The organism is Kitasatospora sp. NPDC059408, assembly GCF_042751525.1.
In the GTDB taxonomy this organism is placed as follows: domain Bacteria; phylum Actinomycetota; class Actinomycetes; order Streptomycetales; family Streptomycetaceae; genus Kitasatospora.
Map to the genome: position 1 here is coordinate 17638 of NZ_JBHYWI010000057.1, position 21145 is coordinate 38782.

The 21145-nt window shown below is 74.5% G+C and carries 19 protein-coding genes and 2 pseudogenes; 8 read left to right on the plus strand and 13 right to left on the minus strand.

Annotated elements, in window-relative coordinates; all coding sequences use genetic code 11:
- Positions 1 to 139 precede the first annotated feature (139 nt).
- Entirely contained in the window at positions 140 to 1309 is a 1170-nt protein-coding gene (locus ACFXDE_RS30620) for a serine hydrolase domain-containing protein (RefSeq protein ID WP_380497914.1), read from the minus strand.
- Positions 1310 to 1835: 526 nt separating this feature from the next.
- On the opposite strand from ACFXDE_RS30620, the pseudogene ACFXDE_RS30625 reads away from it, so the two are divergent.
- Positions 1836 to 2213 (plus strand): annotated as a pseudogene (locus ACFXDE_RS30625) (histidine kinase dimerization/phosphoacceptor domain-containing protein); the annotation flags it as partial.
- Positions 2214 to 2715: 502 nt separating this feature from the next.
- On the plus strand, positions 2716 to 3438 hold the full coding sequence (locus tag ACFXDE_RS30630; RefSeq protein ID WP_380497915.1) for a response regulator: 723 nt from the start codon (positions 2716 to 2718) through the stop codon (positions 3436 to 3438).
- Positions 3439 to 3566: 128 nt separating this feature from the next.
- Here the strand turns inward: ACFXDE_RS30630 and ACFXDE_RS30635 are convergent, their stop codons facing one another.
- Complete coding sequence (locus ACFXDE_RS30635; RefSeq protein ID WP_380497916.1) at positions 3567 to 4094, minus strand: DUF6463 family protein; 528 nt, start codon at positions 4092 to 4094, stop codon at positions 3567 to 3569.
- Positions 4095 to 4601: 507 nt separating this feature from the next.
- Here ACFXDE_RS30635 and ACFXDE_RS30640 point away from each other — a divergent pair.
- Positions 4602 to 4913: pseudogene (locus ACFXDE_RS30640) on the plus strand (helix-turn-helix domain-containing protein); the annotation flags it as partial.
- 76 nt (positions 4914 to 4989) lie between these two features.
- Here the strand turns inward: ACFXDE_RS30640 and ACFXDE_RS30645 are convergent.
- Positions 4990 to 6486, minus strand: a complete 1497-nt coding sequence (locus ACFXDE_RS30645) for a PLP-dependent aminotransferase family protein (protein WP_380497917.1) — start codon at positions 6484 to 6486, stop codon at positions 4990 to 4992.
- Positions 6487 to 6515: 29 nt separating this feature from the next.
- Here ACFXDE_RS30645 and ACFXDE_RS30650 point away from each other — a divergent pair, with 29 nt between their 5' ends.
- Positions 6516 to 7346: a methyltransferase domain-containing protein gene (locus ACFXDE_RS30650; protein ID WP_380497918.1), complete on the plus strand. Its 831-nt coding sequence runs from the start codon at positions 6516 to 6518 to the stop codon at positions 7344 to 7346.
- A gap of 1 nt (position 7347) precedes the next feature.
- Here ACFXDE_RS30650 and ACFXDE_RS30655 read toward each other — a convergent pair whose 3' ends face one another.
- Complete coding sequence (locus tag ACFXDE_RS30655; protein WP_380497919.1) at positions 7348 to 8277, minus strand: NAD-dependent epimerase/dehydratase family protein; 930 nt, start codon at positions 8275 to 8277, stop codon at positions 7348 to 7350.
- Between the two features lie 19 nt (positions 8278 to 8296).
- Entirely contained in the window at positions 8297 to 8794 is a 498-nt protein-coding gene (locus ACFXDE_RS30660) for a MarR family winged helix-turn-helix transcriptional regulator (protein WP_380497920.1), read from the minus strand.
- A gap of 112 nt (positions 8795 to 8906) precedes the next feature.
- Between ACFXDE_RS30660 and ACFXDE_RS30665 the strand changes: the two genes are divergently transcribed.
- The 3 genes from ACFXDE_RS30665 to ACFXDE_RS30675 all read left to right on the plus strand — a co-directional run bounded on the left by ACFXDE_RS30665 (position 8907) and on the right by ACFXDE_RS30675 (position 12201).
- On the plus strand, positions 8907 to 9821 hold the full coding sequence (locus ACFXDE_RS30665) for an EamA family transporter (protein ID WP_380497921.1): 915 nt from the start codon (positions 8907 to 8909) through the stop codon (positions 9819 to 9821).
- Positions 9822 to 9851: 30 nt separating this feature from the next.
- Entirely contained in the window at positions 9852 to 10490 is a 639-nt protein-coding gene (locus tag ACFXDE_RS30670) for an NAD(P)-dependent oxidoreductase (protein WP_380497922.1), read from the plus strand.
- Between the two features lie 136 nt (positions 10491 to 10626).
- A complete protein-coding gene (locus ACFXDE_RS30675) occupies positions 10627 to 12201 on the plus strand; it encodes an alpha/beta hydrolase (RefSeq protein WP_380497923.1) in 1575 nt (524 codons plus the stop codon).
- A gap of 34 nt (positions 12202 to 12235) precedes the next feature.
- Here the strand turns inward: ACFXDE_RS30675 and ACFXDE_RS30680 are convergent, their stop codons facing one another.
- The gene (locus ACFXDE_RS30680) at positions 12236 to 12571 is read right to left on the minus strand and encodes a hypothetical protein (protein ID WP_380497924.1); all 336 of its coding nucleotides are present in this window, start codon (positions 12569 to 12571) and stop codon (positions 12236 to 12238) included.
- A gap of 18 nt (positions 12572 to 12589) precedes the next feature.
- Positions 12590 to 13015 carry a hypothetical protein gene (locus ACFXDE_RS30685; RefSeq protein ID WP_380440273.1) on the minus strand — a complete coding sequence of 142 codons (426 nt, stop codon included), beginning with the start codon at positions 13013 to 13015 and terminating at the stop codon, positions 12590 to 12592.
- Positions 13016 to 13492: 477 nt separating this feature from the next.
- Between ACFXDE_RS30685 and ACFXDE_RS30690 the strand changes: the two genes are divergently transcribed.
- Positions 13493 to 14974, plus strand: a complete 1482-nt coding sequence (locus ACFXDE_RS30690; protein WP_380497925.1) for a lytic transglycosylase domain-containing protein — start codon at positions 13493 to 13495, stop codon at positions 14972 to 14974.
- Positions 14975 to 15055: 81 nt separating this feature from the next.
- Here ACFXDE_RS30690 and ACFXDE_RS30695 read toward each other — a convergent pair whose 3' ends face one another.
- The 6 genes from ACFXDE_RS30695 to ACFXDE_RS30720 form a co-directional block, all read right to left on the minus strand.
- Positions 15056 to 16285, minus strand: coding sequence for a cytochrome P450 (locus tag ACFXDE_RS30695; protein ID WP_380497926.1), 1230 nt, complete (start codon positions 16283 to 16285; stop codon positions 15056 to 15058).
- Positions 16286 to 16296: 11 nt separating this feature from the next.
- Positions 16297 to 17643, minus strand: coding sequence for an MAB_1171c family putative transporter (locus ACFXDE_RS30700; RefSeq protein WP_380497927.1), 1347 nt, complete (start codon positions 17641 to 17643; stop codon positions 16297 to 16299).
- An 11-nt stretch (positions 17644 to 17654) separates the two neighbouring features.
- Positions 17655 to 18233 (minus strand): hypothetical protein, encoded by a 579-nt coding sequence (locus tag ACFXDE_RS30705; protein WP_359958570.1) that lies wholly within the window; start codon positions 18231 to 18233, stop codon positions 17655 to 17657.
- Positions 18234 to 18339: 106 nt separating this feature from the next.
- The gene (locus tag ACFXDE_RS30710; RefSeq protein ID WP_380440265.1) at positions 18340 to 19047 is read right to left on the minus strand and encodes a hypothetical protein; all 708 of its coding nucleotides are present in this window, start codon (positions 19045 to 19047) and stop codon (positions 18340 to 18342) included.
- A gap of 384 nt (positions 19048 to 19431) precedes the next feature.
- Positions 19432 to 20469, minus strand: a complete 1038-nt coding sequence (locus ACFXDE_RS30715) for a DUF5954 family protein (protein WP_380497928.1) — start codon at positions 20467 to 20469, stop codon at positions 19432 to 19434.
- A gap of 89 nt (positions 20470 to 20558) precedes the next feature.
- Entirely contained in the window at positions 20559 to 21053 is a 495-nt protein-coding gene (locus tag ACFXDE_RS30720; protein ID WP_380497929.1) for a GbsR/MarR family transcriptional regulator, read from the minus strand.
- Positions 21054 to 21145: the final 92 nt, after the last annotated feature.

The window sequence follows — 21145 nt, forward strand, 5'->3', positions numbered from 1 at the left end:
GAAAGCGTGTTGGGGGCAACCCCTCACGAGTTCGAATCTCGTATCCTCCGCCTCTGCCCGCCAGGGCAGACGATGGACCCGACCGCACTGCGGCCGGGCCCATCGGTCGTTCTGCTTCACGGCACGCGCTCGGCGAGGTTCAGCGGCACAGGGCGGTGTCCACGGCGCGTTCGAGATTCCTCCGGCCCGCCTCGTCGGTGAGCTGCATGGTGACCGCGACGTTGGCGGCGCGGCCGTCATCGGTGGCGCCGCCCCGGGTCTCGTACCCCGGGAAGCTGCCGCCGTGGCCCCAGGAGAGGCCGCCGCACGGCAGCGGCCGGCTGACGAGTCCAAGTCCGTAGCGGGCGCCGGGGCCGAAGGTCGCTTCGGCGGGGACGGTGGAGCGCATCTGGGCGAGCTGGGCCGCTGGGAGGAGGTGGCCGGCCAGGAGTGCGCTGAAGAAGCGGTCGAGGTCGGAGCCGGTGGAGACCATCTGGCCTGCCGCCCAGCCCCAGGAGGGGTCGATCTCCGTGATGTCGCGCAGCGGCGCGTCCGCCGGTTCCCGGTAGTAGCCGTGGGGGTGGGGCTCCCGGATGCTCGCGTCACCGGGAGCGGGGAAGTAGGTGTGGCGCAGCCCGGCGGGTCGGACGACGCGCCGGTCGATCTCCTCGGCCAGGGGGCGGCCGGTGACCTTCTGGACGATCAGGCCGGCCAGGACGTAGTTGGTGTTGCTGTACTTCCAACTCGTCCCGGGGGCGAAGTCGGCCGGGTGCTGGAGGGCTGTGGCGAGCAGTTCGTGGGGGGCGTAGTACCGGACGTCGTCCCCGAGGTAGTCGCTGTAGTCGGGGAGTCCGCTGGTGTGCTGGAGGAGCCGGCGGACGGTGATGCGGCGCCCGTCGATCCCCTCCCCGCGGACGAGGCCGGGCAGGTAGGTGTCGACGGAGGCGTCGAGGCCGATCTTCCCTTCGCCGACCAGTTGCAGGACCACGACCGCCGTGAACGCCTTGGTGTTGCTGCCGATCCGTACCTGGCCGTCCCTGGGTACCTTCGAGCCGGTGGTCAGGTCGCCGACTCCTGCGGTGTAGGTGCGGGTGCGGCCGTTCCGGTCCTGGACGCTCGCCAGCGCGGCGGGCATCCCGTCGTCGCGCACCAGCGTGTTCAGGGCCTGCTGGACGGCGTCCGGCCTGGCGGCCGAGGCCTGGGGCGCCGACAGGGCGCCCAGCGTCATGGCGCCGATGGCCACCGCGGCGGCGGCCGACACCGCTCGTCGCCGCCTGCCGCCCTGCTGCCGGGGCGAGGAACGAAGGCCCTGCCGGATCCGAGCACGCATCAGTCAACTCCTGGGGATCGTTTGGTCTGGGCACGATCCTGGTTTCCAGGGGCCTCTGACCGCATCACAAGAAGGCGGGAGAAATCGCTCCCCCTTTCGGGGGAGGCTGCCGGTGAGCTGCCCGGCAATACTGGCGACCATGATCAGGGGAATCCGGCCGCTGCTGCGCGGCTCCACGTATTCGGGTGTGCTGTTCGCCTATTGCGGCGCGCTGGCGAGCCTTCCGCTGCTGCCTCTCGCCCTGTTGCCGGCACTGTCGTGGCGATCCGCTCCGGAAGGCGTGCAGATCGTCCTGGTCCTGCTGGTCTGGGCGGTGCTGGTCGGCGTGGTCGGACTGGCGCGCCCCGTACGGCGGGCGCTGGTCGTGTCCGCCCGCCGGCTGCTGCGGGTGCCGCTGCCGAATCCGGTGGCCGGTCGCCGGACCTCTGGTTCACTCGGCCTCGACCGCTGGCGGACCCCGATCTGGCTGGTACTGCACGTGGCCGTCGGGTGGACGGGGGCGCTGGCGAGCGGGGTGCTGTTCATCATGGGCATCTCCCTGCCGGGGAACTGGCTCGGCGGCGAGGCGCGGGCGAGCCTGTTCGGCACGTCGGTCCGGGTGTCGGGCGGGTGGAGCTGGGTGGTGGCGGCCGTGTGCATCCTGCTGGCGGTGGCCGTCTGCGCACTGGTGACGAAGGCCCTGCGGTGGTCGGCGCCACGGCTGTTGGGCCCGTCGGCGGCCGAGCGGCTCGCGCTGGCTGCCGAGCGGGAGCTGCTGCTGGCCGAACGCAATCGGATCGCTCACGAGTTGCACGACTCGATCGGACACACGCTGACCGCGGCCACCATCCAGGCGGCGGTGGCGGGCGAGGTGCTCTCCGCCGACCCGGCGGCGGCGCGGGCCGCCCTGCGCAGCATCGAGGAGTCGACCCGGGCCGCGCTGGAGGACCTGGACTACGTGCTCGGAGTGCTGCGCGAGGAACAGTCGGGAACAGCGCCGACCCGGACCCTGGCCGACCTCCCCGAGCTGCTGGACCGTCTGCGGCACGCGGGGGCGGTGGTGGAACCGGCCCTGTCGGGTGAGCTGACGCAGGTGCAGGGGACGCTCTCCCGGGCGGCGTACCGGATCCTCCAGGAGGGGCTGACGAACGCGCTGCGCCACGGGGCGGGCGGCGCTATCGAAGTCCGGGTGGCGGCCGGGCCGGACGGACTGGATCTCGCGGTGGTCAACCGGACCGGGGCACGGCCGGGCCCGGGACCGGGGCACGGCCGGGCCCGGGACCGGGACCGGGCGCCTTCCCGACCTCCGGCCACGGCCTGCCCGGACTGGCCGAGCGCGTACGGCTACTGCACGGCGAGTTCCAGGCCGGCCCGGACGGGACGCAGCACTGGCGGCTGGCCGTCCGGCTGCCGGTACGGGTCTCGGCGTGAGTGGATCCGACGCGGGCGAGGGCATCGCCCTCCCCGCCGTCGACAGCCCCGCCGTCACCAGCCCCGCCATCACCCTCGTGATCGCGGACGACGACGAGGTGACCCGCAGCGGCCTGCGCATGCTGCTCGCCGCACAGCCGGGGATCACGGTGGTCGGCGAGGCCGCCGACGGCGTCGAGGCGGTCGAACGGGCGCAGAGCCTGCGGCCGGACGTGGTCCTGATGGACGTCCGGATGCCGCGTCGCAACGGGATCGAGGCCACCCGCCAACTGCTGGCCGAAGCGGCCGACCCGCCGAAGGTCGTGGTGATCACCACCTTCGAGAACGACGGCTACGTCACCGCCGCCCTCGGCGCGGGCGCCAGCGGCTTCGTCCTCAAGCGCCTCCCGGTCCGCCGGATCGCCGAGGCGGTCCGGGTGGTGGCGGCGGGCGAAGCGGTCCTCTTCCCGGCCGCACTGGGCCGCATGGTCGCCGCCCGCCCGCTGGGCTGCGCCGAGGCCCTGCCGCAGGCCGCCCTGACCGGCCGCGAGGAGGAGGTGCTGCGCCTGATGGCCACCGGGCTCTCCAATCCGGAGATCGCGGAGTCCCTCACGGTGAGCCTGGAGACGGTCAAGACCCACGTCGGAAACGTGCTGACCAAGCTCGGCGCGCAGAACCGGACCCATGCCGTGGTGATCGCGTACGAGTCCGGCCTGGTGGTCCCGGGCTTCACCGGCTGACCATTCCGAACGGCACCCGACCGAGACGGCTACAACGCGATCCCGGCTGCGTCCCGGTTGCAGTTCTGATGGCTCGCGGGCGACGTTCCGAAGTAGACCCCTCGGCCGCCATGGGCTGCGCCGGCCGGTCACATGGTCTCGGTTTTGGTCTCGTTCACCCCCGTCCTGCCGGGTTCACCCACCGTCCATCGGTTCGCTGCGTCGCAGGTCAGGACGGGTGTGAACCCCGGCGGACGGCGTTCGGGAGAATTGGCGCGGCGGGCGGCGACCAGCAGCAGGATCTCCGCGGCCAGGTCGAGCGGGGGTGCGAATCCGGCGAGTGCCGCGCCGGCCACCGTCCAGGTCAACAGGGCCCAGGCGATGAACGGCGGCGGGGCGATGCCGCGGCGGTTCAGCCACAGGATGGTCAGGCCGATGATGACGAAGGGCGGGGCGAAGCTGTCGACCGTCAGCCAGTACGCGCTTCCGGCCGGGCTCATCTCGGACCGGGAGGCACCCCACAGCTCCCCGCCGAGCCACTCCCCGATGTGGCTCGCGGCGTGTTCCTTGGTCAGCGCGAGCACCGTGTGCGCGGTTCCGAACACCACCAGGAGCCATCCGGCCCAGGTGATGATTCCGGTCGTGGGGGCCGGCCTCGCCCCGGTCGTGGTCGTCATGACCGCACCTCCTCGTTCGGGTAGGGAGATGGTCCTCCGGCCGCCGGGCCGCGGGCTTGAACGGAACGGCAATGCGCGCCCGCAGGGCCACCCGGGAGCGGGACCGGGAGCGTGTGCGACGATGCCGACGTGGTCGAACAGTCGCGGTCCTGGCGCCTGGAGGGCGACGGCCGGCTGGCTTTCGCCGCCGTCGCCGCCGAGTTCACCTGTTTCGCGGCGTCCACCTCCGGCACGGTGCGACCACACGCCGCACCGGCCTGGCAGTTGACCCTGTCCTGGGACGGTCCGGTCATCGCCACCGACGACCGCGGCCGGGTGGCCGCCGGCCCCGGGTTGCTGATCCCGCCCGGCCTGCCCACGACCTTCACCCGCCCGGACGGGGGCACCCGGCTCTGGATCGACCCCCACGGCCTGGCGCTCCCCGCCGGGCGCCGCGTCCACGAACTCGACCGTGCACAGGTCGGCACACTGCTGGCCGCGGTCGACGGCGGCTTCGAGCTCCACGCCGTGCGCCGCGCCGTCCACGGCCTCTTCGGGCCGCCGGCGGCCGTCGACCCCCGCTTCCGGCGGGCCGTCGACCTGCTGTGCACCGGAACGGACCTGGCCGCCGTCGCGGAACGGGTCGGCGTCTCCCCGCGCCGCCTGCGGCAGCTGTCGGCCGAAGCCGTCGGCTGCCCGCTGGCCGGCCTGCGCCGCTGGCACCGCACCCGCGAGGCGATGGTGCACAGCGGCGCCGCGGGCCTGGCGACCGCCGCGGCCGAGGCCGGGTTCGCCGACCAGGCCCACCTGACCCGCACCGTCACCGCACTCATCGGCCGCACCCCCGGCGCGGCCCTCGCCGAGACCCTGAAACGCTCCACCGAGAACCGGACACGAACGCCCCCGGCACCCTCGGCTACCCCGACCGGCGCACCAGCCGCCCCAGCACCGCCACCCCCTCCGCGATCTCGCCCGGCGCACCGGCCGCGTACCCGAGGACCAGCCCCTGCGCGTACGGCAGTCGCGCGTGCCACGACAGCGGCTGCACCTTGACCCCGTGCGCGAGCGCCGCCGTCGCCAGCTCGGTGTCGGTGCAGCCGAGGTCCGCCGGGAGCGTGAGCATCAGGTGCAGCCCGGCCGCGGCGCCGTGCACGGTGGCGCCGGGGAGGTGCTCGCGGACGGCGGCGATCATCGCGTCCCGCCGGCGGCGGTGGCGGCGGCGCAGCAGCCGCAGGTGGCGTTCGAGCGCGCCGGACTCCATCACCCGGGCGAGGACGAGCTGCGGCAGGACGGGGTTGCCGAGGTCGGCGTAGCGCTTGGCGGCGAGGACGTCCTCGCGGAAGCGGGGCGGCACGAGGAGCCAGCCGGTGCGCAGGGCGGGCGCGAGCAGCTTGGAGACGCTGCCCGCGTACAGGACGCGGTCCGGGAGGGCGGCACGCAGGGCGGGCACCGGTGGGCGGTCGTGTCGGTGCTCGGCGTCGTAGTCGTCCTCGATGACGAGCCCGCCCTCGCCCGCCCAGCGCAGGAGTTCGCGCCGCCGCTCGCCGCTGAGGACCACGCCGGTCGGGTACTGGTGGGCGGGGGTGAGCAGGACGGCGGGGGCGCCGGTGGCGCGCAGCGCGTCGACCCGGACGCCGTCGGCGTCGACCGGGACGGGCGGTGTCGCGGCGAGCCAGTGGGCGAGGTGCTGGCGGGCGCCGAGCGAGCCCGGGTCCTCGGCGGCGACCTCGGTGATGCCCGCCCGGCCGAGCGCCTGGCCGGTCAGGGCGAGGGCCTGGGCGGTGCCGGCGGTGATCAGGACCTCGTCGGGGTCGGCGCGGACGCCGCGGTTGCGGGCGAGCCAGTGCGCGACGACCCGGCGCAGTTCCGGCGTGCCGCGCGGGTCGCCGTAGCCGAGGTCATGGGCGGACAGGCCGTCGAGGACGGCGCGTTCGGCGCGCAGCCAGGCGGCGCGGGGGAAGGCGGCGAGGTCCGGGCGGCCGGGCGAGAGGTCGATCCGGGCAGGGGCGGCGCGCAGGGCGTCGAACACCTCGGGCCCGGGATCGGGGCGGAACAGCGGGGGCTCCGGGCGGGCGGCCGGCGGTGCCGGCGCGGGCGGCGCGGGGGCCGCGACGACGACGGTGCCTCCCCTCCCCCGTCCGGCGACCTGTCCCTCCTCGGCGAGGCGCCGGTAGGCGTCGGTCACCACCCCTCGGGAGACGCCGAGTTCGGCCGCGAGCACGCGGGTCGCGGGCAGCCGGTCACCGACCGGGAGGCGGCCGTCGGCGACCGCCTCGCGCAGGCGGTGGGCGAGCCAGTCGGTGAGTCCGCCGGGTGGGGCCTCGGCGGTGTCGAGCTGGAGGAAGTCGGCGCCGGGGTCGGCGGCGCCGGACTCTTTGGACCGATCGGGAGCGTCGCCTATGGACCTGTTCACCGGGCCATTGTGGGCCGAAGGTCGAGGCCATGACCACCGAGACCGCCCCGCACGACGGCCCCTACGTCCACGGCTACTCCGACACCGAGGCCCGCCGCCTCGACGACCAGGCGAACACCCTCGCCGACCTGCTCCACGCGGGCACCGCGTACCCGCCCGGGAGCCGGGTCCTGGAAGCGGGCTGCGGGGTGGGCGCGCAGACCGTGCACCTGCTGGCCGCCAGCCCCGGCGTACGGCTGACGGCGGCCGACATCTCGGCCGAGTCCCTGGCCCGCGCGCAGGCCCGGGTGGCGGCGCACGCGCCCGCCGCCGAGGTCGCCTGGCACCGCGGCGACCTGCACGAACTGCCCTTCCCGGACTGCACGTTCGACCACGTCTTCCTGTGCTTCGTCCTGGAGCACCTGGCCGACCCGGCGGCCGGCCTGGCGGCCCTGCGGCGCGTGCTGCGCCCGGGCGGCACGATCACGGTGATCGAGGGCGACCACGGCTCGGCCTTCTTCCACCCGGACAGTCCGGCCGCCCGCGCCGCCGTCGGCCACCTCGTCCGCCTCCAGTCCGACGCGGGCGGCGACGCCCTGGTCGGCCGCCGCCTGCACCCGCTCCTGACCGCGGCCGGCTTCTCCGACGTCACCGTCCGCCCGCGCACGGTGTACGCCGACGCGTCCCGCCCGTCCCTCGTCGAGGGCTTCACGCGCCGCACCTTCGTCACCATGGTCGAGTCCGTCCGCGACGACGCCCTGTCCGCCGGCCTCGCCACGCCCGCCGCGTTCGACGAGGGCATCGCCGCCCTGCGCCGCGCGGCGGACCCGGGCGGGACGTTCCACTACACGTTCTTCAAGGCGGTGGCGGTGAAGCCCTGACTCAGCGCCGCCCGCGCCACCATTCGACGGTCGCGCGGAACTGCTCCTCCAGCGGGGTGGCGCGCAGGGTGAACGTGGACTCGTAGGCGGAGGAGTCCATCACGAACGGACGGTCGAACTGGTAGAGCGTCTCCCGCAGTTCGCGCAGCAGCGGGGAGACGAGGGAGCCGAGGGCGAGGACGGCCGGGGGTGTGCGGCGGACGGCGACCGGGCCGGTGCCCGCCGCCTCCGCGAGGCCGGCCACCATCGCGCGGGCCGACGCCGGCGGGACCGTCGGGACGTGCCAGGCCCGGCCCCACGCGCGTTCGTCGTCGGCGGCCTCGGCCAGGGCGGCGGCCACGTCGGGCAGGTAGGTCCAGCTGTGCGGCGCGGCCGGGTCGCCGAGGACCGCGACGGGGCGGCCGGCCAGGACGCGGGGCACGACGCGGGCGGCGAGGTGGCCGCGGTCCGTCACGCCGGGGCCGAAGAAGTCGGCGGCACGGACCTCGACGGCCCGGATCCGGCCGGCCTCGTGCAGCGCCCGCGCCCGCTCCCAGACCTGTGCCCGCACCCGGCCCTTGCGGCCGGTCGCGGCGAGCGGCAGGTCTTCGGTGAGGGGACCGTCCACCGGGCCGTAGCCGTACAGGTTGCCGAGCAGGACGAGCACCGCGCCGCTCGCCTCGGCCGCGGCGCACAGCGCGTCGGCCAGCGGCGGCAGTTCGGCGGCCCAGCGGTGCAGGGGCGGCGCGGCGCAGCCGTGGACGGCGACGGCGCCGCGCGCGGCCTCGGTCAGCCGGGCGGGGTCGGAGGCGTCCAGCGCGAGGTGCTCGATGCCGGGTTCGGCGGGCCGCCCCGACCGGGTGACGACGCGTACCTCGTGCCCACGCCCGGCCAGCAGCCGCGCCGTGGCCGCCCCCGCGGGCCCGTATCCCACCACCAGATGAAAGCTCACGGCGACACCTTAGGGCCCGTCACTCCGCGCTGTCGCCGAGGAAGGCGAGGAGCGTGCGCATCGCGTCGACGAAGGCGGCGGTCTGCGTGTCGTCGAGACCGGCGAGCATCCGGTACTCGGTGGCGAGGTGGGCCGGCAGCGCGCGGTCGATGAGGTCGTGGCCCTCGGAGGTGAGGGCTACCTCGCGGCTGCGGCCGTCCTGGTCGCTGCGGGTGCGGGTGACCAGGCCGCGGCCCTCCAGGCGGTCGAGGCGCTGGGTGATGGCGCCGGAGGTGACCATGGCGGACTGCATGAGGCCGGTGGGGGTGAGCCGGTAGGGCGGGCCGCTGCGGCGCAGGGTGGCGAGGACGTCGAAGGAGGCCGCGTCCAGGCCGTGTTCGCCGAAGGTGCGGTTGAGTTCCGCGTCCACCAGCCGGAAGAGGCGCTTGAGCCGGCCGAACACCTCCATCGGGGAAACGTCCAGGTCGGGGCGCTCGGCGCCCCACTGCGCGACGACGCGGTCCACATGATCTGCCACGGGTCCAGGGTAGGGGATCGATCCCATGGTTCCTTAGCGGTGAGGTAACTGTGAGCCACCTCACGACACCGGGGCGCCAAGAAATGCCTTAGCGCTGAGATACATTGGCTTAGTGCTAAGACATCGACTCGGCATCGTGCTGCCGACCGCACTGGCCCCGGCCGTCTGGGGCTCGACCTACCTCGTCACCACCGAACTCCTGCCGCCCGACCGGCCGCTGCTCGCCGGCGTCCTGCGCTGCCTGCCCGCCGGTCTCCTGCTCGTCGCCCTCACCCGCAGGCTGCCCCGGGGCGACTGGTGGTGGCGGGCGCTCGTCCTCGGCGCGCTCAACATCGCACTGTTCCAGGCCCTGCTGTTCGTCGCCGCCTACCGCCTGCCCGGCGGCATCGCCGCGACCGTCGGTGCCGTCCAGCCGCTCGTCACCGCCGCGCTGTCGGCGGCGCTGCTGGGCGAGCGGATCACGCTGCGCACCGTGCTGTCCGGCATCGCCGGGGTCGCGGGCGTCAGCCTGCTCGTGCTGCGGGCCGGCGCCCGGCTCGACGCGGTCGGCCTGGCCGCCGCGGTCGGCAGCGCGGTGGTCATGGCCGCCGGCCTCGTCCTCGCCAAGCGCTGGGTCTCCCCCGCGCCGGTGCTCGCGACGACCGGGTGGCAGCTCACCGCCGGCGGGCTGCTGCTCGTCCCGGCCACCCTGGTCGTCGAGGGCGCCCCGCCGTCCCACCTGACGGGCACCAACGTGCTCGGCTACCTCTACCTCAGCCTGGTCGGCGCGGCCCTGACGTACGTGCTGTGGTTCCGCGGGCTGCGGGCGCTGCCGCCGAACTCGGTGTCCTTCCTGGCCCTGCTCAGCCCGGTGGTCGCCACCGCGCTCGGCTGGCTCGTCCTCGGACAGGACCTCACGCCGTTGCAGGTCCTCGGCGCGCTCGTCGTCCTGGGCTCGCTGGTCGCGGCCCAGCGGCAGCGCCCGCGCACCACCGCCGCGACGCAGGCCGGGCCGGCACCGAAGCCGTCCGTCCACGAGAACGTCTGATCCCGCCACCCCTTCGAAGGAGAAATCCCCATGCGCATCACCGTGTTCGGCTCGACCGGCAACGTCGGCAGCCGGGTCGTCGCCGAGGCGCTCGCCCGCGGCCACGAGGTCACCGCCGTCGTCCGCGACCCGGGCAAGCCGCACGGGCTGCCCGCCACCGCGGCGACAGCCGTCGGCGACGCCCGCGACGCCGAGGACGTGGCGCGGCTCGCGGCCGGCCAGGACGTCGTGATCACCACCACCCGCCCCGCGCCGGGCAGCGAGGGCGAACTCGCCGTCGCCACCAAGGGCCTGCTGGCCGGCCTCGCCGGGACGGACGTGCGCCTGCTCGCCGTCGGCGGCGCGGGCAGCCTCACCGTCCCCGGGACCGGCGGCACCCTCCTCGTCGACACCCCGGGCTTCCCCGCCGCGATCCTCCCCATCGCCCTCGCCTGCGGCGAGCAGCTCGCGCTCTACCGCGCCGACGAGCAGGTCGACTGGACCTACCTGAGCCCGGCCGCCCTGCTCGAACCCGGCACCCGCACCGGCCGGTTCCGCCTCGGGCGCGACGAACTGCTCGTGGACGCCGACGGCGACTCCGCGATCTCGATGGAGGACCTCGCCGTCGCCCTCCTCGACGAGGCCGAGACCCCCGCCCACCGCCGCACCCGCTTCACCGCGGCGTACTGATCCGACGCCCGCTCCCCGGTCCGCCCCGCACGACGGACCGGGGGCCGGCCCCCGCACGGGGGTGTAGCTGGCACCACCCCCGAAACGGATGCCCACGTGATCGCCCGTCAGCCGCCGGTCCGACAGGATTTTCCACGTGAAGACAGCCACCGACACCGTCGCCGCCCCGAAGCCCGCCGCCTCCCGCACCCGCCGCGCCGCCATCGTCGTGGCCGCCGCCGTGGTGGCCGGGCTCGCACTGCCCGCCACCGCCGGTGCCGCCCCGAACGACGCCCGGGACCCGGGCGACGCCGTGAGCGTCCCGGCCCGCTACGCCCAGCAGCAGCTCGACTGGAAGCCGTGCGACGGGCAGCCCGCCCTGGAGTGCGCCACGATGACCGTCCCGCGCGACTGGCACCACCCGGACGCCGGGGCCGACCTCTCCATCGCCGTCTCCCGCCACCACGCCGGCGACCCCGCCCACCGCCAGGGCACCCTCCTCATGGCCGCCGGCGGCCCCGGCGCCTCGGGCCTGCTGCGCCCGGCCGGCCTCGCCACCAAGGCCCCTAAGGTCGGTGCCGCCTACGACATCGTGAGCTTCGACCAGCGCGGGGTCGGGCGCAGCACCCGGGCGCAGTGCCAGAGCCCGGAGCAGTTCCAGGAGTTCATGGCGGGCGACTACCGCGACCAGTCCCCTGAGGCGGTCGACCGCGTCGTCTCCAACGCCCAGGCCCTCGTGGCCGCGTGCGAGGAGCACAGCGGGGACCTGCTCCCCTACCTGACCACCGAGCAGACCGTCCACGACCTCGACCTGTTCCGCTCGCTGCTCGGCGAGCGGAGGATCAGCTACTACGGGCCGTCCTACGCCTCGATGATCGGCGCCTACTACGGGACGCTGTTCCCGCACCGGGTCGAGCGGATGGTGCTGGACAGCAACATCGGTTTCGAGGGCACCTGGGAGGAGTTCGAGCTCGGCCAGCCGATGAGCTTCCAGCGGCGGTTCGACGAGGACTTCGTGCCGTGGCTCGCGGCCCGCGACAGCACCTACCACCTCGGCTCGACGCCCCAGGAGGTCAAGGACCGCTGGGAGAAGCGGCGCGCGGCGCTGCACGACAGCCCGATCGTCGCGGGGTCGGTGACGATCGGCCCGAACCAGCTCGACAACGGCGCGATCGGCGCGATCTACGAGGAGGAGAACTTCCCCTACCTCGCGCAGGGGCTGGCGGCCGTCGACAACTGGGACGGCGCGGACGCCGCGGCCAAGGACATGGCCGGCCAGGTGTTCGGCCACTACCTCAGCCCGGAGTTCCTCGCCGAGTACTTCTCCGTGACGTGCTCCGACACCCCGTGGACCAGGGACCTGGACACCTGGGTCGAGCGCGGCGCCGAGAACACCGCCCGCTACCCGCTCGCGGGCGCCCGGACGCTGGCCTTCAGCGCCGTCTGCGCGTCCTGGCCCAAGACCCACGCCCCGCACGTGAAGGTGACGGGCGCGAACCTGCCGCCGACCGTCATGCTCAACTCGGTGCACGACCCGGCGACGTACTACGAGGCCGCCCTCGGCGCCCACCGCGCGCTGCGCGGCTCACGGCTGGTCACCGTCACCGGCAACGGCGACCACGGCCAGTACCCCACCGCCAACACCTGCGTGACCGGAGTCGTCGAGCGCTACCTGCTGGACGGCCGGGCGCCCGAGCACGACCTGACCTGCCCCTCCCCGCAGGCGGGTTGATCCCCGCCGCCGCCGGCTCGGCGCCGGCCGGACGTCACGTCCGGTCGGCGCCCCAGCGCGTGCGCAGCCAGGCGGCCGCGGCGGCGAGCCCGGCCACCCCGCCGACGGCGAGCTTGATCCCGAGCTTGGCGACGAGCACGCCGACCACCGGGATGCTCCAGCCCAGCCAGTGGAAGAACGCCAGCAGCACGGCCGCACCGGCGACGATGCTGAGGACGGTGGCGCAGACGGCGGCCGCGGTGGAGAGTTCACGCGGCTCGGCAGCGGACTCGGGAGCGGGCTCCGTGGCGGACTCGGGAACGGACTCGGTGGGCGACGGAGAAGTAGCGGATGAAGAGTTCGTCGGATCGTTCGCGTCCACAGGGCTCATGGCCGTCATCGTACGGGTTCACCGCCGGGCGTGGTGAGTGTCTCCGCAGTGCTCCCCCGTCTCCTCGTCGGGGAAGCTGACGGCCAGCGTGACGCGGTACTCGTAGACGTCGTCGCGGTGCCCCGGCACCCGGGCCCAGGCCAGCGAGTGCACCTCCGCCCCGGGCGCCTGACGGCACCACGCGGCGGCCTCCTCCAGCGCCCGCGCCGCCGAACGGCCGGTGCACACCACGGCGGTGTACGCGGCCACGGCGACGTCGCCCCCGCTGCGGCCGGTCCGCGACACCGCCCGGACGGCGGCCGCCGCCTGGCTCAGGTCCCGGGCCAGGTCGTCCACCACTCTCGGGGGAGCCGGCAGGACCGGCCCCTCGGCGACGGCCTCCGGCAGGTTCGCGCTCACGATCGGGGCCTCCGTCCATATCTGCGCCTCTGTCCGCACGGTCACGGGGCACAGCATGCCGGTCCGGCTCTCCTGGCATGCCCACTTTCATCACAACATCACCCGTCCAGGGACCAGTTGGGGCCGCGGACTGGCGCCGGGACGCCCGTCCTGGTAGAGAACGGCCCCCGGCCCGCCGCGATCCCGGCTGGTCAGAGGGGTGGCCCGCGGGCGGCGCCGGGGCGCTCGGAAGGCCGCGCACGCACCACCCCGTGCCCCGGACCGCCGGTCCGCCCCACGGGTGCGCCGGCTCGGCACCGGTGCGCGCACGACCGGGCCGCTGCCAACTGCCGCGCCGTGCCCGGGACGTGCGACGTTAACGCGGCGGAGCGTCCTCGGACGCCCGTCGGACACTCGGGTGCGGTCGGATCGTCGTGATACTAATCATCCCGGGGACGGGATTGGCATGGACCGGCAGGCACGATGATGACCACCCGTCCGTTGAGCGGGACGATCGGACAGGCACACGGGGAGGGGCACGGCATGACGGCGAGGTTCGTCAGCGCGGACAACGGGCGAAAGGTGCGGCTGAGCAAGCGGGTCACCGGGACGGCGGCGGCGTTCACCGCGCTCGCGGCCCTGACCGGCTCCCAGATGACCAGCCTCGGGCTGGCCCCGGTCGCCGCCGCCGACTCCGTGACCGCGCAGTCCGGCGACAGCGCCGCGTCCACCGCCCCCGGCACCCCGGGCGGCCCGACGATCCCCGGCCTCGGCACCGGTTCGCCCGCCGACGGCGGCGGCACCGTCCCGCTGCCCCAGCCGCCCGGCGCGATCCCCGGCGTGCCCGGGGCCGGCCCGTTCGCCGCCACCGGCGCCTCACTGCCGGCGACCGTCTTCGCCGCCTACAAGCAGGCCGAGGCCTCGCTCGCCACCCGCTCCCCCGGCTGCCACCTGCCCTGGCAACTGCTCGCCGGCATCGGCCAGGTCGAGTCCGGCCAGGCCGACGGCGGCCAGGTGGACGCCGTCGGCACGACGCTGCGCCCGATCCTCGGCCCGGTGCTCGACGGCACCGGCGGCAACGCCGCGATCGCCGACACCGACGGCGGCCGCTTCGACGGCGACACCCGCTGGGACCGCGCGGTCGGGCCGATGCAGTTCATCCCGTCCACCTGGGCGACCTGGGGCGTCGACACCCAGGGCAAGGGCAAGGCCGACCCGAACAACATCTTCGACGCCGCCGAGGCCGCCGGCCGCTACCTGTGCGCCAACGGCCGCGACCTCGCCGACCCGGCGCAGCTCGACCGGGCGATCCTGAGCTACAACTACTCGGGCGAGTACCTGCGGACCGTCAAGAACTGGATGGCCCACTTCGGCAGCGGCACCGTCACGACCTCCCCGGACCGGCCGGCCCCGCTGCTGCCGCTCCTCCCGCCGCTGCCGTCCCTCCCGCTGTTCCCGCTGCCGGGCACGGGCACCACGACGGGCACCACCACCGGCACCGGGACGACGCCCGGCACGACGCCGGTCCAGCCGCAGCCCCAGCCCTCGCCGAGCGCGCAGCCGCCCACGCCCGTCCCGCCGACCCCGAACCCGACGGGCCAGCCGAACCCCACCGGCCAGCCCAACCCGACCGGGCAGCCGAACCCGACCGGCCAGCCGACGCCCACGGCGGACCCGCGGCCCACGCCCAGCGGCTCGCCCTCGCCGTCCGCCACCCCGAGCGGCAGCCCGTCCCCGACGGCCACGGGGACGCCCACGGCGACCCCGACCGGCACGCCCACGCCCACGCCCACGGGCACCCCCACCGCCTGCCCGTCCCCGACGGCCACCGCGACGGCCACCGCGACGCCCACCGGCACCCCGTCCCCGACGGCCACGCCGAGCGGCACGCCCACCCCGGGCGCGACCCCGACGGCCCCCGGCTGCGCCACCGCGACGCCGACCGCCACCACCACCCCGAGCGCCGCGCCGACGACGACGCCGAGCGCGGGTGTCTCCCCCTCGGCGGCCCCGTCCGGCCACTGAGGCGGGAACAGCCGTCAACAGCGCTTCGCCCCGCCGGGTTCCCACTCGGCGGGGCGAAGCGCTGTCGTGCACCGCTAACGGTCACCAGGTGACGGGCAGTGCGAGCGGCCCCCGGTTGCGGAAGGACTCGCACCACGTGACGGCCGCGTCCGGGTCCGCCGTGCGCAGGGACGGGAAGCGCCGGACGAGCGCCTCGACGGCGATCCCGGCCTCCAGGCGGGCGAGCGCCGAGCCGAGGCAGTAGTGGATGCCGTGGCCGAAGCCGAGGTGCCCGCCCTCGGGCCGGCCGGCGTCGTGCCGGGCGGGATCGAAACGGCCCGGGTCGAACCGGCCGGGGTCGTCGAACTGCTGCGGATCCCGGTTGGCCGAGGTGAGGGACATCCAGATCCGCTCCCCGGTGGCGATCCGGACACCGCCGATGTCGAGGTCCTCCCGGGCGAAGCGCCGGGAGGCCAGCATGGACGGGCTGTTCCACCTCATGACCTCGTCGACCACCCGGCCGACGGCGAGACCGCCCGACCGCAGGGCGGTCAGCGCCTCCTCGTGGGTCAGGAGCGCCAGGACGGCGTTGCCGACAAGGTTCGCGCTGTTGTCGTACCCGGCGAACAGGAGGAGGAAGGCGAGGGCCACGAGCTCGGGCTCGGAGAGCCGGTCGCCGTCCTCGTGGGCCGACACCATCTGCGTGAGCAGGTCGTCGCCGGGCCGCTCCCGCTTGCCGGCGATCAGGCCGACCAGGTAGCGGTGCATGTCCTTCAGGGCCCGGCGGGAGGCGAGCGCCGCGTCCGGGGCGGGCGAGCGCAGGGCGTCCGTCCACGTCCGGAAGTCCCGGCGGTCCTCCTCCGCGATGCCGAGCACGTCGCAGATCACCGTGAGCGCCAAGGGCGTCGCGAAGTCCCCCATGACATCGGCCGAACCGCCCTGGAAGCGGTCGAGGAGCTCCGCCGTGCGGCGCTCGATCGCCGGTCGCAGCCGGGCGACGCTGCGGGCGGTGAAGGCGGGCGCGACCAGGCGGCGGACCCGGGTGTGGTCGGGCGGGTCCATGTTGAGCAGGTGCGCATCGAGCGCCGACGGCATCGAGGCGCCGTGCGTGCCGCTGCTGGTGGACGTCGACTTGCTCAGCGACAGCCGCGGGTCGGCGAGCCCCGCGCGCACGTCCTCGTAGCGGGTGACGAGCCACACCGGCGCACCGTCCGGCGTCGTCGTGCGGACGACCGGGCAGGCCGTGCGCAGGTGCGCGTAGCCCACGTGCGGGTCGGTCAGCAGCGTTCCGTCGAACAGCGTCCCGTCGGAGGGCAGGTCTGCGTCCGTCATGGCGGCGTCCGTCATGAGGCGGTGACCCCGGCGTCGAACGACCCTGCGGTACCGAAGCGTTCGGTGACGGCGGCGACTATCGGAGAGGTCCGGTAGGCGACCGCGACCTTGACCAGGAAGGCGACCTCCTCGGCCGGGTCGACGGCCGCGGGCTCGTGGCGACCGGGGGCCGGGGGCGGCACGGGAGCCCCGGCGGCGTGCGTCCGCAGGGCCACGCTCACCTGGGCGGCCTCCACGGCGGCCTCGACCTCGTCGGGTGCGAGGTCCCGCTCCCGGGCGAGGTCCCGCGCCGCGTTCGCGGCCGTGTCCGTGTAGTAGGGGCGCAGCCGGAGCTGGGCGTCGCGGATCTCCACCCGCTGGCGGGCCACGAGCAGGTCGAGGTCCTGGAGGCCGTCGGCCTGCTGGTCGTCCCCCTGCCGGCCGCCGCGGGGCGAGAGCGTCATCCGGCCCTGGCGGATCCCGATGGCCGGCCGGGCGAGCAGCGCCTTGGCGGACCACGGCTGCCGACGGTCGTTCGACGGGAGGAGGACGAGCTCCGGGAAGGCGGTCGCGAGGTCGTGCCAGAGCGGGTAGAGGCGCTTGTACGCGCGGTAGGAGACCGCGATCTCGCGCAGGCGGTCCAGTCCCTCGCCCCACGCGGGCATGGTGAAGCCGACGGAGAAGAGCAGGGCCGAGACGCTGGCGGACAGCGGGGCACCGATGCTGCTGACGGTGTGCAGGGGCGAGGTGGCGACCTGGTCCCAGAGCATGTTGAGGATCTTGGGCACGCCGTAGCCGAGGCCGAAGAACGCGCCGAGGGCGACGGTGCGCAGGCCCCGGCGCAGCCACGGGCGGTCGACCGCCGCGGCGTAGCGGCGGCACAGCACGATGAGCATCACCATGCTGGTGGTGAAGAGGAGTTGGTAGCCGAGCAGGAAGACCGAGATGTAGGGCACATCGGCGAAGGTGACGTCGAAGTCCACCGGGTGTTCGACGCCGTCGACGTTGCCGAGGAAGAAGAGGACGGCCATGGCGGCGATGGTCGTCAGCGAGTAGCCCACACCCAGCCAGTGACGGACCCTCATCCCGCTCTGGGCCGAGGACCAGGACACCAGCAGGGCGATGAACCCGGAGACGCACACCGCCACGCAGACGTAGATGATCAGGGTCGCGATGTTCGGCACGCCGAGGAGGCGGTCGATCCCCATGTAGACGTGGGGCGAGGCCAGGACGAACGGCGCGGCGAACGTGGCGATCGACAGGCACAGGATCTGGAGTTCCCTGTTGCGCCAGTCGCGCACGAGGTCGCGGACCTTGTAGAAGAAAGCGGTCCAGGTGATGACCGCGAGTACGGCGTAGACGACGGTGAGCAGCAGCACGGGGCTCGACCTTAGCGCGAATTGCGCTCCAGGGCCGCGCCGATGTGCCGGACGAGGTTGGCCATCCCGGGGCTGACGGCCTCCTGCCTGGTGCGGGAGGGCGCGCGGCCGGCCCGCAGCGGGAGGAGGGAGGCGACGTACTCGGCGGCCCGTTCCTCCTGCGAGGTGTAGACGGAGCGGGCGAGGACGGACTGCACGAAGCGCGGGTCGAGGGTGGGCATCAGGAGCCGGGCGGCCTCGTCCTGGTCGGCCTCGCTGAAGCCGTGGCCGAGCAGCATGTGGCCGAGCTCGTGCATGACGATGTGTTCCTGGTGGGCCCGGCTGGTGTCCGCGAGGTAGAGGACGTAGTCGACGTCGTCGGTGGCCACCCACAGGCCGCAGGGGCTGCCCTGGCGGACCGGCAGGGGGATCGGGACGAGCGAGATCCCGCGGCCGCGCTGCCGCTCGACGCTGTCGACGAGCGAGTTGATGCTGAAGGGGCTCGGGAGGTCGATCCGGGCCACCACGTCCGCGCAGTGTTTTCGCAGGTCCTTGTCGTTCAACTCCGGCCCCCAGAGGCGTTCGTTCTGCTTCCATCGGACAAACGGCACGCCATCCCCCGGACGCTGATCGGGCTCCCCCTGGCCGCTCGGTCGAGGACCGCGTGGAGGGGAGCCTAACGAATCGGCCCGCCCGCTCCCGCCGGGCGGGTCCCGTTCACATGCGCCGGCGCGGATCGGCCTTGCTCAGGAGGTCCAGCATGGGCGACAGGGCCTGGAAGGCGTCCTCGGGCAGCCCCGCGACCTGGCGCAGGGCGATGCCTCTGGCCCCCTGGGCCTTCAGCGCGCCCAGCAGCAGCAGGTCGTTGGGGTCCGCGGCGGGGATGCGGTGGTCGACGAAGTACCCGGCCGGGAGGCTGATCCTGGCGGCGAGTTCGTCCAGCGGCAGGCGCAGCCGCTCGTCCCACCGGCCGGCCCGCAGGCCGTCGAGGGCGTCGCGGCCGATCGGGCAGTTCCTGGCGGTCAGGACGGCGACGCGGGCGTCGTCGTCGAGGGCCGCGGCGGTGTCGGGCTGCAGCACCTTGAGGATGCCGTCGAGGCGCTGGAGCACCATGTCCGGGTCCGGTGCGGGCGTGCCGCCGGCGGCCTCCCCCTCGGAGAGGAAGTACGAGATCGGCACGCGGTAGACGTTCGCCAGCGCGGTCAGGCTGTTGATGCCCGGGTTCGCGACCCGCTCGTTGCGCAGGTTGTGCACCGTCTGACGGCTGATCGTGGGGCTGCCGGGGTACCGCTCCGCGTACTCCTGGCTGGCCTGCTCCACCGCGTGGTAGTCCCGCGGGCCGGTGCCGTCGGGGTGTCCGGTGCTCATGAGGTGCGTGAGTCGCTCCGCGATGGTCCGGCGGTGAGCCGCGGTGTCCTCGGCCATCTTCCTGTGCACTCCTTCGCGGTGTCGGGTCCAGCGTCGTCAATCATACGTGACGAGAAGTCGGCTGAACGGCGTTCTCATCAAGCATCCTTGACAGACCGGGGTCCGTGTATGCACGATCGGTCGCGACGCCGCACCGGACGGTGAGGACCTGCAAGGCGTGGACGGGCAGTACACGGGGGCCGTCCCGCCGCGACACGGGGGCAGGTCCCGGCTCCGTCCGGTCGGCGGGCGAAGGTGCCGCATGCGCGCATTGCATGCGCCGCCGGCCACCCGCAGCCACCCCACGGGCTCCGGGTGGCCGGCACCGCACCTGACCACGGTCTCCGGCGGTGGAGGGGAGACGGGGGTTCCCCTCCACCCCGGCAAACGTGCGCGCCCGGTTCAGTCCTGCTCGTCCTCGGGCAGCAGCCCCGCCGCGCGGTCGCGGGCCTCCTGGACCATGATCGGCGGGTCCGGGTCGGGGTCCGACGGGCGCGGCTGCTCCGGGCCGTCCGGGCCGAGCCGCACCACCGGTTCGACGCGCACCAGTTGGAAGCGGCGCCCGGCGGCCTCGACGGTGTTGGCCCGCAGTGCGTCCAGCCGGTCGGCCGCGGCGGCGTAGGCGGCGAGTTCGTCCTCGCCCAGACCGGGGTCGGTCATCGGCGCGAACTCGCGCAGGTAGGCGGCCAGGGTGTCGCGGGCGGCCTGCGGGGTCTCGCAGGCACCGGTCATCGGGCCCCAGCGCCCGTCACGCCGTTCGGCGACGGCGCAGTGCACGGGCAGCACGAACACGTTCGGGTGAAGCGCGGAGGCCTGCCTGGCGTCCTCGCGGACCTCCTCGGTGATCGAACGGCCGCTCGGCACCAGGGTCATCAGGTCGAGCCGGACGATGCCGTCGACCAGCGAGACGGCCGCGGCCGGGTCGATCACGTAGCCGTCGACCCGGGACGGCGCCCGGTGCCCCCGGCCGACCGGCGCCGGGTCCGGGTCCGTGGGGCGCGGCGGTTCGACGCCCTCGGGGCCCCCGCGCAGCACCTGTTCGGCGCGGAAGACCCGGTACTGCCGCCCGGCGACGGCCAGTTCGTCGAGCTTCTCCCACTCCAGCCGCTCGTACGCGGCGGTGTAGGCGGCGCGCTCGGCGTCGGTGATGTCCCATGGGGCGGCCCACCGGCCGCCGGGTTCGCCGTGCGCCCAGCAGCGGAAGACGTGCCCGAGGTCGTCGCGGGCGCCCTGCGGCGTGCCCGCGTGGAAGCAGAGGATCCGCCAGGCCCCCTCGGGGGTGCGCTCGATCGAGCCGAAGACCGGCGGCATCATGAGCAGGTCCGGATAGCGTTCGCGCGACTCCCACGCCTCCAGGCCGGCCACGGCGGAGACCGGGTCGTCGGTGTGGGTGACCCGGATGGTGAGGTGGTCTGGAATGGGCACCACGTCGTCGTCCATGCGGCCAGTGGTAGCGCAGCGGACCGCCGTTCGGGGTTTCCTTGGGTGAACTGCCTTCAACCGGTGGGTAGTTGTGGGATCCTTCGGCGCTAGTGCGCGCCCTCGCCGGCCGCCGCGTCCCGCCGGGCCCGCTCGACGCGCCAGCGGCCGAGCATCCCGTGCAGCTCGTCGATCATGAACTCGAAGAACTCGGCGCTCTCGGCGAGCCGCCGCCCCGCCGCGGTGCCGGCGCCGACGATCGACTCGCCGTCCTTGAGCACCCGGATCCAGCGCACGATGATCTCGTCGCGCCGGGTCAGCGACTCGAACCAGACGTCGTTCAGCACCCGGTAGCGGTCGCGCCGGGATCCGGGCTCGCGCTCCTTGGAGACCAGCCCGACCTGGGTCAGGTAGCGCATCGCGCCCGACACGGCCGCCGGGCTGATCCGCAGCCGCTCGGAGAGCTCGGCGGAGGTGAGCACGCCGCTCTCCTCGGCCATCAGGCAGGAGAAGATCCGCGCGGGCATCCGGGCCATGCCCGCCACCACCAGGTCGGCCGCGAACCGCTCGACGAAGTCCGCCTTCTCCTGGTCCCGCTCCGCCACCGCACACCGTCCCGAATCCGCTGTCGATCTTCCGACGATCTTCCGAGGGAACTTTAACGCCTTCCCAATATTCACGTTTTTCTGAAACTACG